Origin of the sequence: Micromonospora sp. NPDC020750, assembly GCF_044334565.1 — a bacterium.
GTDB lineage: Bacteria > Actinomycetota > Actinomycetes > Mycobacteriales > Micromonosporaceae > Micromonospora.
The window spans coordinates 884,520-896,139 of record NZ_JBIRTH010000002.1 but is presented as its reverse complement, the minus strand read 5'-3'; the positions used below and the strand labels follow the sequence as shown (position 1 = coordinate 896,139).

10 protein-coding genes are annotated in these 11,620 nt (G+C 73.6%); 3 read left to right on the top strand and 7 right to left on the bottom strand.

Annotated elements, in window-relative coordinates; genetic code table 11:
* Window positions 1-161 precede the first annotated feature (161 nt).
* Complete coding sequence (locus ACH4T9_RS09375) at window positions 162-2,249, top strand: hypothetical protein (RefSeq protein ID WP_396670046.1); 2,088 nt, start codon at window positions 162-164, stop codon at window positions 2,247-2,249.
* A gap of 351 nt (window positions 2,250-2,600) precedes the next feature.
* Window positions 2,601-3,674, top strand: a complete 1,074-nt coding sequence (locus ACH4T9_RS09370; RefSeq protein WP_396670724.1) for an AI-2E family transporter — start codon at window positions 2,601-2,603, stop codon at window positions 3,672-3,674.
* 64 nt (window positions 3,675-3,738) lie between these two features.
* On the opposite strand, the gene ACH4T9_RS09365 is transcribed toward ACH4T9_RS09370, so the two are convergent.
* The 6 genes from ACH4T9_RS09365 to ACH4T9_RS09340 all read right to left on the bottom strand — a co-directional run bounded on the left by ACH4T9_RS09365 (window position 3,739) and on the right by ACH4T9_RS09340 (window position 8,937).
* Window positions 3,739-4,539, bottom strand: a complete 801-nt coding sequence (locus tag ACH4T9_RS09365; RefSeq protein WP_396670047.1) for an alpha/beta hydrolase — start codon at window positions 4,537-4,539, stop codon at window positions 3,739-3,741.
* 66 nt (window positions 4,540-4,605) lie between these two features.
* Complete coding sequence (locus ACH4T9_RS09360; protein WP_396670725.1) at window positions 4,606-4,887, bottom strand: hypothetical protein; 282 nt, start codon at window positions 4,885-4,887, stop codon at window positions 4,606-4,608.
* A gap of 105 nt (window positions 4,888-4,992) precedes the next feature.
* On the bottom strand, window positions 4,993-6,048 hold the full coding sequence (locus ACH4T9_RS09355) for a hypothetical protein (protein ID WP_396670048.1): 1,056 nt from the start codon (window positions 6,046-6,048) through the stop codon (window positions 4,993-4,995).
* Window positions 6,045-6,539, bottom strand: a complete 495-nt coding sequence (locus tag ACH4T9_RS09350; RefSeq protein ID WP_396670726.1) for a SigE family RNA polymerase sigma factor — start codon at window positions 6,537-6,539, stop codon at window positions 6,045-6,047. The genes ACH4T9_RS09355 and ACH4T9_RS09350 overlap by 4 nt, the downstream gene beginning before the upstream one ends.
* 41 nt (window positions 6,540-6,580) lie before the next feature.
* The gene (locus ACH4T9_RS09345; protein WP_396670049.1) at window positions 6,581-8,371 is read right to left on the bottom strand and encodes a 3-hydroxyacyl-CoA dehydrogenase family protein; all 1,791 of its coding nucleotides are present in this window, start codon (window positions 8,369-8,371) and stop codon (window positions 6,581-6,583) included.
* 143 nt (window positions 8,372-8,514) lie between these two features.
* Window positions 8,515-8,937: an FHA domain-containing protein gene (locus ACH4T9_RS09340; protein WP_396670050.1), complete on the bottom strand. Its 423-nt coding sequence runs from the start codon at window positions 8,935-8,937 to the stop codon at window positions 8,515-8,517.
* A gap of 366 nt (window positions 8,938-9,303) precedes the next feature.
* On the opposite strand from ACH4T9_RS09340, the gene ACH4T9_RS09335 reads away from it, so the two are divergent.
* On the top strand, window positions 9,304-10,806 hold the full coding sequence (locus ACH4T9_RS09335; protein WP_396670051.1) for an aldehyde dehydrogenase family protein: 1,503 nt from the start codon (window positions 9,304-9,306) through the stop codon (window positions 10,804-10,806).
* Between the two features lie 96 nt (window positions 10,807-10,902).
* Here ACH4T9_RS09335 and nucS read toward each other — a convergent pair whose 3' ends face one another.
* On the bottom strand, window positions 10,903-11,562 hold the full coding sequence (nucS, locus tag ACH4T9_RS09330; protein WP_350884471.1) for an endonuclease NucS: 660 nt from the start codon (window positions 11,560-11,562) through the stop codon (window positions 10,903-10,905).
* Window positions 11,563-11,620: the final 58 nt, after the last annotated feature.

Here is an 11,620-nt window from a genome sequence, read left to right as displayed (position 1 = left end):
GGGCACGACACGGCGCAGGGTGACACCGGGTGACCGGTTCAACCCCGCGCCGTATGCGTTTCCCAACCCTTGACACCGGTGTCGGTGGCGTTTGTGAAGTACCTCCCATCCGGGCCGCCCGTATCGCCCCAGCAGAGCCTGATGCGTGTGAGGATGGGGGCATGTCGCGCGGCGAGGAACTGTTCGCCCTCGGCGGGGATGTGACCACGGAGCCCAGCTTCGAGTCCGCCCTGCGGGGGTACGAAAAACGACAGGTGGACCGGTACGTCGCTCGTGCTGAGCACGAGATCGCGACCCTGGCGGCCGAGCGGGAACAGGCGTACACACAGATCCACAAGCTGGCCGGGCAGGTCGAGGTGTTGCAACGCGACCTCGCCCAGGTGCGCAAGCAGGTGGGGGTGGTGGACCGGGCCTCGTTCCGGCACCTCGGCCCCCGGGTCGAACAGATCCTCGGCCTCGCCGAGGAGCAGGCCGACGACATCCTGGCCGCCGCGAACGAGGAGATCGAGGCCCGGCGGGCCTCCGCCGAGCACATCGTCGCCGAGGCCAAGGAGCAGGCCGCCCAGGCGCTCAAGGACTTCGAGATCGCCCTCGCCGCCCGGCGGGCCGAGGAGGAGCGGCACAGCGCCGGCCGCCGCGCCGAGGCGGACGCCACGCTCAGGGCCGCCAAGGAGGAGTCCACCCGGCTCGGAAGGGTCGCCCAGGAGGCCCTCGCGAAGGCCCAGCAGGAGGCCACCCAGCTCCGCGACGCAGCCAAGGAGATCCACACCCGGGCCCAGCAGGAGGCGACCAAGCTCCGCGAGGCGGCCAAGGAGGTCCTGGCCAAGGCCCAGCAGGAGGCCACCCAGCTCCGCGAGGCGGCCAAGGAGGTGCACGCCAAGGCCCAGCAGGAGGCCAGGCGACTCACCGATTCCGCCACCGAGGCCGGCCGGGCCACCCACGCGAAGGCGTTGCAGGAGGCCAAGCGGATCACCGACGACGCCGAGGCGGCGGCGAAGGGCAACCGCGACCAGGCCCGGCAGGAGGCCGAGCGGCTCACCACCCAGGCAGCCGAGGCCACCCGGCACCAGCGCGCGGAGACCGAGGCGTACGTGCAGCGGATGCGCACCGAGACCGAGGCGTACGTGCAGCAGTCGCGCGCCCAGACCCAGCAGGAGCTGGGCGCCTGGCGGGCCGGGGTGGAGAAGGAGGTCAACGACCGGCGGGAGGTGGCCGACCGCGAGCTGGCCGGGCGTAAGGCGAGCATCGAACAGGAGTACGCCAAGCGCCGGGAAGAGCTCGACAAGCAGCACGCCACCCGGCAGGGCGAACTGGACGAGCAGCACGCCACCCGGCAGACCGAGCTGGAGCAGCAGTACACCGCCCGGCGCGCGGAGATCGAGGGTGGCGCCGCCGAGATCCGGCGCGCCGCCGAGCAGGACGCCCTGACGATGCGCCGGCAGGCCGAGGAGGAAGCCGCCACCCTGCTGGGCCGGGCCGAAACCGACTCGACCGAGAAGCGCCGCAAGGCCGACGAGCACGTGGCCGCCTCCCGCCGCCAGTTCGAGGAGTACGCGGCCACCACCCAGCAGCACCTGGCCACCACTCAGCAGCACCTCGCGGCCACCCAGCAGGAGGTGGCCTCGGGCCGCCAGCAGCTGGCCCAGGTGATGCTCGAGATCGCCCAGGCCCAGCAGCAGCTCGCCGACCTGCGGCAGGAGACCTGGCAGTCCCGGCAGGAGTCCGACGAGCTCCAGCAGCAGATGCTCGACCTGCGCCACCAGCTGGCCGGCGCGCGGCTGCCGGGCGACGCCACCGGCCCAACCCTGGTCACGCCGAGCCTGGACGGCGCGGGGCCGGCCAGGACCGGCGACGGCAAAAAGCCGGCGGCGGCCCACAACGGCACCGCCCCGGCGATGGCTGCCGGCGGCCCCGGTCCGGCCGCCAAGGCCACGCCCGGCCCCGGCCCCGCCGGCGGTGGGGCCGTCAAGGCGACCGCCGACGCGGGGGCGGCGAAGGCCACGCCGGCCGACGACGCCGGGCCGGTCAGGGCCCGGCCGGTGGCCGAGCCGGTCACCACCGTGGACGGCGGGGCGGCGAGCGCTGGGGTCGACGGCGAGCCGACGGTGGCCGCGGTACCCGGCGAGGGAGGCCGGAAGCCCACCCCCACGAAGATCACCAGCACCGGCGAAAACGGCAAGCGGCCGACCAAGCCGACCACCGACGAACGCAGCGCCAAGCCGAGCAAGGTGACCATCGAGGCCGAGTGAGCGGGCCCACCGGTGACTCCCGGCGACCGGGCCTGCGGGGCCTGGTGAGTGGGGGTTGGCCCTGGGATCACCGGGCACTACCCTCCGGGCAGGAGCCCGCATGCCCGGCGACGTCCGCGGGCCCGGGAGAGGGTCTCCGGTCGGGGCACCGGAGCGCGCGGAGGAGGCCCGGTGACGCAGGACGCGCCGGTAGGCGGTAACCCACCGGACGACGAGACGACCGCAGCGGCCCCGGCCGACGACCACCCGCCACGCGCCACCCCGGCCGACAGGCGGGACGGCCGGGAGCCGGCGGGCGACGCCCCGACCGACGACGTTGACGCGAGTGACGCCGACGCGAGTGACTTCGAGCTGCCCGGCGGGGTCGCCACCGGCTCCGGCCGGTTCGGGCCGCCGGGGCGCCCGTTGCGTCGCAACAGCTTCCTGGTCGGCTTCACCGGTGCGCTCGGCGTGCTACTGGCGTACGCCGTGTTCCTCGGCGTGCGCAACTCGGCCGGCATCCTCGTGCTGGTGGTCATCGCCCTGTTCCTGGCCGTGGGGCTCAACCCGGCGGTCGTCCGGCTGCGCTCGTGGGGGCTGCCGAACGGCCTGGCGGTGGCGACGGTGGGGCTGACCGTGCTGCTGCTGATCGTCGGCGGCCTGGTGGCGCTGGTGCCGCCCGTGGTCACCCAGTCCGGTCAGTTCATCGAGCAGCTCCCCAGCTACGTGGAGGAGCTGCGCCGCAACGAGGCCGTGAACGACTTCGTCGTGCGGTTCGACGTGATGGAGAAGGTCCAGGCGGCGGCGAACGCCAACACCATCGGCCGCGCGCTGGGCGGGGTGCTCGGCGGCGCGCAGCTGATCGCCGGCACCCTCTTCCGGGCGCTCACCGTGCTGGTGCTGACGATCTACTTCCTCGCCTGGTTCGACCGGCTGCGCCGCGTCGGGTACTCGCTGGTGCCCCGCTCGCGTCGCCGTCGGGTACAGCTGATCGGCGACGAGATCCTCGCCAAGGTTGGCGCGTACATGGTCGGCGCGCTGAGCATCGCCGTGCTGGCCGGCGTGACCACCTTCGTGTTCGCGCTGATCGTCGGGCTCCCGTACCCGTTCGCGCTGGCGGTGGTGATCGCGGTGACCGACCTGATCCCGCAGATCGGCGCGACGCTGGGTGCGGTGGTGGTGAGCCTGGTCGGCTTCGCCACCAGCCTGCCCGTCGGGATCGCCTGCGTCGTGTTCTTCGTGCTGTACCAGCAGGTGGAGAACTACCTGATCTACCCTAAGATCATGCGCCGATCGGTGGAGGTCAACGAGGTCGCCGCCCTGCTCGGGGCGCTGCTCGGGGTGTCCCTGCTGGGCGTGGTCGGCGCGCTGGTCGCGATCCCGCTGGTGGCCGCCCTCCAGTTGATCCTGCGCGAGGTGGTCCTCCCCCGCCAGGACGCCCGCTGACGGACGCCCTGAACACCGGGCATCCCGGGGCGCCGGCAGGCCGCCCGGCTCCGGCGCGGCCGGGTCAGTCCGCGCGCGGGCCGGGGACCGGGGTGTCGGCGAAGGACGCGACCGTCCGGTCGGCGTACGCGCTGACGTCGCCGGTCTGGATCGGGCCGTCCCAGGTGCGCGGCAGGGGCAGCGGGGCGGCCGGGTTGACCCGGCGGACGATCTCGTCGAGCACGGTCTCGGCGTCGCCGACCCACAGGTGCTTCGCGCCGGGCACCCCGACCAGCTCGGCCTGCGGCACCGCCGCGAAGCGCTCGCGGGCCTCGTCGGGGCGCAGGTAGTCGTCGAACTCGGGCACCAGGGCGGTCAGCGGCTTGCCGCTCTCGGCCCAGTGGGTGAGGTCGCCGGGGGCGGAGAAGCGCAGCGGCGGGGAGAGCAGGATCGCCCCGGCCACCGCAGGGTCGCAGCCGTACTTCAGCGCCAGGTCGGTGCCGAACGACCAGCCGACCAGCCAGATGTTCGGCAGCTCGGCGAACTCGGCGTACTCGATGGCGGCGGCCACGTCGAAGCGCTCGCCGGCCGCGTTGTCGAACGCGCCCTCGCTGGTGCCGCGCAGGCTGCTGGTTCCCCGGGTGTTGAACCGGAGCACGGCCAGGTCGGCCAGCGCCGGCAGCCGCCAGGCCGCCTTACGGAACACGTGGCTGTCCATCATCCCGCCGTGGGTGGGTAGCGGGTGCAGGCAGACCAGCGTGCCGACCGGCTCCCGGTCCACCGGCCGGGCCAGCTCGCCGACGAGCCGCAGACCGTCTGCGGTGTGCAGCTCGATGTCCTCGCGGTGCCCGGGCAGGATCGACGACGCGCGGATCGGTGTGCTCACCGTCCCAGTCTCCCGCGTCGCCGCCGTCGGCGCCCGGCGGGGCGGAAACGGGGTGATCCAGATCGCTCAGCCGTACCGGGGGGCGCCCCGGCCGCGCTGGACCCCCGGGCCGCGCCGGTCCCGCGCCCGCCAGCAGCCGCTGTGCCAGTGCCTGCGGTCGGTCAAGTCGCCCCGGTCGTCCGCCGGCCAGGCCACCAGGTGCGCCACCCCCGGGCGGATCTCCTGGTCGCAACCCGGGCAGCGGTACGTCTTGGCGGACGCCCCGCCGCTGATTCCGCGCACCTGCCAGTCGCCGTCGCGCCACTGCTGCACGGTGGGCACGCCGTGGCGGGCCTGGTCGGCGTTCAGCTGGACGTGCTCGTCCCGGCGGGGGCGGTTGCGACGGGGGCTCACAGTCACCAAGCGTACGAGCCGAACGCCGGGCCGCCCCGTCCCGGGGCGGCCCGGCGGTGGTCACCAGGTCTCGGGCCGGGTGAGATCCTCGGCGACCCGCGCCCCGCCGAGCACCTTCGCCGCGTCGGCCTCCGTGAACCCCCGGTACGACCCGCCGAACGAGGCGACGAGGTGCCCCTTCGGCAACCCGAGCAGCTCCAGCTGATCCCCCTGGGGAGACAGGTAGGCGGGTCGGTCCCCGATCGTCCGGTTGCCCTTTGTGCGGGTGCCGGCGCTGTCGTTGTCGTAGCCCAGTTCGACACGCATCCGGCCCCCCTGCCCCCCGGCGAGCACCAGGGACGCCGTGAACGTGGCCGGGAAGTTCGCCAAGTTCACCTCGCAGCCGACGACCCGGGCACCCTCGGGCAGGGCGGCCAGCCGCACCGGAGCGGCGCATCGGTAGGCCCGGTCCAGCCGCAGCGCGGCGGCCACGTCGAGGAGGTCCTGGTGGTTCTGGGCGGTGGCCCGGGCGTACACCCCGGGGGCCGGCTGCCAGTGCCGGCGCCAGACCGACTTGCCGGAGACGGTCTTGTCGTGGGTGACCGCCCCGGCGAAGGCCCCAGGCCTCACCCTCACCGCCACCGGCCCCGGCAGCCCGTCGACGGGCGTCATCAGCACCGTTCCGGCGGACCGAGCGATTACCACAGTCACCGTCCGGTCTCCGCCGACGCCGAGCCGGATTTTCTCCACCCCGTCTTCGATCGCCCAGGACAGGTACCGGGGGCCATCCGGGGCGACGCCGAAGTGCAGCACGGCCGGGTCGGTGCCGATCTGGTCGGGCCGGGCCGCCGCGCCCGGCACACCGTCAGCCGGGGGCGGTGCCACCGCCCCCGCGGCCGCCCCGGCGGAGGCCGTCGAGGTGGCCGGCTGGCCCGGCAGGGGCAGGCCGATCGGGCCGGTGACGACGCCGACGCCGAGCAGTGCCGTTACACCGAGCGCCGTGCCGGCGACGGCCCGGCGACGACGGACCCGGCCGCGTCCCCGGGTCACCGCGCCGGCCGCCAGCCGATCGGTGTCCACACTGCTCTCGGCGCGCTCCCGCAGGGCGCTGATGATCCGTTGGTCGAGGTCGGTCACGGCCGGCTCCCGTTCGTCGTCGGGACGCCGCAGCGCTCCCGAAGATGGATGAGCGCCCGCATCGCGTGGGTGCGGACGGTGACCGGCGAGCAACCCAGGATCTGCGCGATCGTGGCGTCGTCGAGATCCTCGTAGTAGCGCAGCACCAGCACGGCCCGTTGCCGGTTCGGAAGCGCGGCGATCAGCCGCCACATCGCGTCCCGGTCGGCCGCCTCCCCACCCAGGTCACCCCGCTGGGGCTGCTCGGCGAAGGTCGACGTGGCGAGTTCCCGGCTGGACCGGCGCCGCCACCACGAATGGTTGGCGTTGACGAGCATCCGGCGCACGTACACGTCGGGCCGGTCGGCGCGGGTGATCCGCCGCCAGTGTACGTACGCGCGCGCCAGCACGTCCTGGGTCAGGTCCTCGGCCCGGTGCTCGTCCCCGGTAAGCAACCGGGCCAGCCGAAGCAGCGCCGGGCCGCGGCTGGCGACGTACTCCTCGAAGGTCACATCCCTCAAGACGCGGCCGGCGGCTCCCGGCGTTTACCCGCTCAGCGGCGGGTGTGGTCGCGGAATCCGCGCCCGCTCTTGCGGCCCAGGTAGCCGGCGGTGACCAGGTGCTCCAGCAGCGGGGCCGGGGCGAATCCGGGCTCGCGCAGTTCCAGGTACAGCTCGCGCTGGATGGCCAGCGAGACGTCGAGGCCGACCACGTCGAGCAGCTCGAACGGGCCCATCGGGTAGCCGCAGCCGAGCTTCATCGCGTGGTCGATGTCGTCGGCGGTGGAGTAGCTGGCCTCCAGCATCCGCACGGCGTCGTTCAGGTACGGGAAGAGCAGCGCGTTGACGACGAAGCCGGACCGGTCGGCGCAGACCACGCCGGTCTTGCCCAGCGCCGCGCAGACCGCGCGGGCCGTGGCGGTGGTCTCCTCGGAGGTGCGGATGGTCCGCACGATCTCCACCAGGGGCATGACCGGCGCCGGGTTGAAGAAGTGCAGCCCCACCACGTCGGCCGGCCGGTGGGTGGCCATCGCGACGTCGATCACCGGCAGCGAGGAGGTGGTCGTGGCGAGCACGACACCCGGCTTGCAGATCTCGTCGAGGCTGGCGAACAGGGCCTTCTTGACGCTCAACTCCTCGATCACGGCCTCGACGACGAGGTCGACGTCGGCGAGGTGGTCCAGGGTCGCCGACCAGGTGACCCGGCCGAGGGCGGCGTCCCGGTCGGGCTCGCTGAGTTTGCCCCGCACGACGCCCTTGTTCAGCGAGGTCTTGACCGCCTCGCAGACCTTCGCGGACTTCTCCGCGCCCCGGGTCACCGAGACGACCTCGTAGCCGGCCTTCGCGAAGACCTCGATGATCCCGGTGGCCATCGTCCCGGAGCCGACCACCCCGACCTTCGCGATGGCCCGCGCGCCGTCGGCCAGCGCCGGCCCCGTCGCCGCCGGGGTCCGCTCGTCCGGTACGACCTTCGGCGAGCCCGGCCGCTCGTAGGTGTAGAAGCCCCGGCCGGACTTCCGGCCGAGCAGCCCGGCGGTGACCATCTGCTTGAGCAGCGGCACCGGCGCGTGCCGGCGGTCCCGCCCGCCCCGCCGGTACATGGTGTCCAGGATCTCGTAGGCGGTGTCGAGGCCGATCAGGTCCATCAGGGCGAGGGGGCCCATCGGCAGGCCGCAGCCGAGCTTCATGGCGGCGTCGATGTCCTCGCGGGTGGCGTAGTGCGACTCGTACATCGCCACGGCGTGGTTGAGGTAGCCGAACAGCAGCGCGTTGGCGATGAAGCCGGCCCGGTCGTTGATGGTGACGTCGACCTTGCCGAGCCGGGCGCAGAGGGCCTCCACGTCGGCGACCACCTCGGCGGAGGTGACCACCGTGCGGACCACCTCGACCAGCTTCATGACCGGGGCGGGGTTGAAGAAGTGGATGCCGATGACCTGGTTGGGCCGCCCGGTGGCGACCGAGATCTCGGTGACCGACAGCGAGGAGGTGTTGGTGGCCAGGATCGTCTCGGGCCGGCAGATCCGGTCCAGCTCGGCGAAGAGCCGCTGCTTGAGGTCGAGGTGCTCGGGGACCGCCTCGATCACCAGGTCCACCGAGTGCAGCGCGTCCAGGCCGACCCGGAAGTCCACCCGGGAGAGCAGGGCGTCCCGGTCGCCCTCGGCGAGCTTGCCCCGGGCGACCGCCCGGTCGGTCGATCCGGTGAGGTTGGCCCGGCCGCGCTCCAGGGCACCGTCGGAGATCTCGACCGCGACCACGTCGATGCCGTTGCGCGCGAAGACCTCGACGATCCCCGCGCCCATGGTGCCCAGCCCCACGACACCCACGCTGGTGAACTCGCGCGCCACGACCGGCCTCCCAGTGCTCCACGAGACCGCTGAACGGTCACTAGGGTTATGCGCGCGAGTCTGCCACGTGACGTTCAGTTGTCGAGTCACGGTGGGGTATTTCACGAGGTGGGCGCGGGCCGGCGCCGTCGAGGTCGGCGGCCTCAGGTGCGGACGGCGGGCGGGGCGGCGAGCGGCAGCGGGAGGGTGGGGCGGCGGTCGCGGCTGCGGAGAACCGGGCTCAGCCGCAGCCCGACGGGGTCGGTCCGGGCCAGGCCCGGGTCGAAGAAGCGCAGCTCGGTGCGGCCCAGCCGGATCACGTCCCCGTCGGAGAGCTGCTCCGGCCCGTCGATCCGCCGGTCGTTGAGCCAGGTTCCGTTGGTGGATCCCAGGTCCACCAGCGTGACCCCGCCGACGGTCAACCGCACACTGGCGTGCCGACGGCTCAGGTGCGGATCGTCGACGGCGATGTCCACCGTCGACGCGCGGCCGATCACCTGCGGCTCCGTGCGGAGCCGGAAGCTCGCCCCACGCATCGGCCCGCCCGCCACGGTCAGCAGCGGCATCAGTTCCGGAAGATCCTCCATGGACGGTCAGCCTCCAGCCACCGGTGTCCCGGCGTCAGCGTGCCATCACGTGGTAGCCGTCCCCACCACCGGCCGGTCACCTCCACGACCCCACGCGGTCATCTCCGGTTAGCCGGTTCGGCTCCCGCCAGAGCCATCCGGACCGTCCCGCCAGTCGGGTTTCGGCGCCGTCGACGCCACCGGCCCCCGGGCCGTCCGGGGGTGGCTCCCGGGTGGCGCGACGCCGGCCTCCCGGGCCGGCGGCACCCGGCGCTCCGGCACCCGCCTCTTCAGCACCCGGCGCTCCGGCACCCGGCGCTTCAGCACCTGGTTCTCCGGGCCACCGGGGACCTACCAGCGGGTAGCTTCCGGGTCTAGACTTCCGCCATGACGGCTGTGCGTGTCCCGGGTGCCCCGGTCATCGAGGACGGTCGGCTGGTGTCGACCAGCCCCGCCACCGGCGCGGAGGTGGGTCGGCTGACGGTCGCGGCAGCGGCCGACGTCGCGGCGGCGGTGGACCGGGCCCGGGAGGCGGCGGCCTGGTGGGCCGGGCTCGGCTTCACCGGCCGCCGGGAGCGGCTGCTGCGCTGGCGCGGCGTGCTGGCCCGGCGGATCGAGGAGCTGTCCGAGCTGGTGCACGCCGAGGGCGGCAAGCCCGTCCCCGACGCCATCGTCGAGGTGCTCACCGCGATCGAGCACATCGACTGGGCCGCCCGCAACGCCGGCCGGGTGCTCGGGCCGCGCCGGAAGCGCTCCCGGCTCATCCTCGCCGAGTTCTCCGCCCACCTGGAATACGTGCCGTACGGGGTGGTCGGGGTGATCGGCCCGTGGAACTACCCGGTCTTCACGCCGATCGGCTCCACGGCGTACGCGCTCGCCGCCGGCAACGCCGTCGTCCTCAAGCCCAGCGAGTACACCCCGGCGGTCGGCCAGTGGCTGGCCGACGCCTTCGCCGAAGTGGTGCCGGAGCATCCGGTGTTCACCGTGGTGCACGGCCTCGGCGACGTCGGGGCGGCGCTGTGCCGTTCCGGGGTCGACAAGCTGGCCTTCACCGGCTCGACGGCCACCGCCAGGAAGGTGATGGCGGCCTGCGCCGAGTCGCTGACCCCGGTGCTGCTGGAGGCCGGCGGCAAGGACGCCATGATCGTCGACAGCGACGCCGACCTGGACGCCGCAGCCGAGGCGTGCGTCTGGGGCGCACTCACCAACGCCGGCCAGACCTGCATCGGCATCGAGCGGGTGTACGCGGTGGAGCCCGTCTTCGACGCCTTCGTCGGCAAGGTGGTGGAGAGGGCCGGCCGGCTGACCGTCGGCGCCGAGGGGGCCGACATCGGCCCGATCACCATGCCCGCCCAGCTCGACGTGATCCGCCGGCACATCGACGACGCGCTGGCCCGGGGCGGTCAGGCCGTGCTCGGCGGCGCGGACGCGGTACGGCCGCCGTACGTGCACCCGACCGTGCTGGTGCAGGTGCCGGAGGACTCCGCCGCCGTCCGCGAGGAGACCTTCGGCCCGACGCTGACCATCAACCGGGTCCGCGACGCCGACGAGGCGGTAGCCCGCGCCAACGCCCTCCCGTACGGCCTGGGGGGTTCGGTCTTCGGCCGGCGGCGGGCGGTGGCCATCGCCCGGCGGCTACGCTCCGGGATGGCCGCGGTGAACTCCACCCTGACCTTCGCCGGGATGTCCACCCTGCCGTTCGGCGGGGTCGGCGACTCCGGCTTCGGCCGGATCCACGGCGAGGACGGGCTGCGCGAGTTCGGCCGGGCCAAGGCGGTCACCCGCCGCCGGGCCCGGTCGCTGCTGCCGGCGATGACCTTCGAGCGCACCCCGGCCGACGTCGCCCGCCTGATCAAGGTCACCAAGCTGATGTACGGTCGCCGCCGCTGACCCGCCCGGCCGCTGACCGGCTCGCGCCGCTGGCCCGCCGCGCCAGCCGCGCGCTCGGTGGCTGACCGGGGCGGGCCGGCGGCCGGTCGGGGGCGATCAGAACAGGGTCAGCTCGTCGCGCTCGATACCGCGCAGCTTGTCGTAGTTGACCACCACGCAGCGGATGCCCCGGTCCGTCGCCAGCACCCGGGCCTGCGGCTTGATCTCCTGGGCGACGAAGACGCCGCTGACCGGGGCGAGCAGCGGATCGCGGTTCATCAGTTCGAGATAGCGGGTGAGCTGCTCCACCCCGTCGATCTCGCCGCGCCGCTTCACCTCGACGGCGACCGCGCCCTGCGCCGCGTCCCGGCAGAGCAGGTCCACCGGCCCGATCGCCGTCATGTACTCCCGGCGGACCAGGGTGAACCCCTCGCCCAGGGCGGTCGGGTTGGCCGCCAGCAGTTCCTGCAGGTGCGCCTCGACGCCGTCCTTGCGCAGGCCCGGGTCGACGCCCAGCTCGTACGAGGTGTCCTGGAAGATCTCCTCCAGGGTGATCCGCAGCTCCTCGCCGGCCTTGTTCACCACCCGCCACACGCCGGGGGCCTCCTCCAGCCGACAGGGCGGGCTCATCCAGTTCAACGGCTTGTACGCACGGTCGTCGGCGTGGATCGACACCGACCCGTCCGCCTTCACCATCAACAAGCGAGTGGCCAGCGGCAGGTGAGCCGAGAGCCGTCCGACATAGTCCACCGAGCACTTCGCAATCACCAGCCGCACCCGACGAGGGTAGCGGAGGCCCCGACCTCTGCCGTCGAGCGGCACTGGCGTGGCGGTG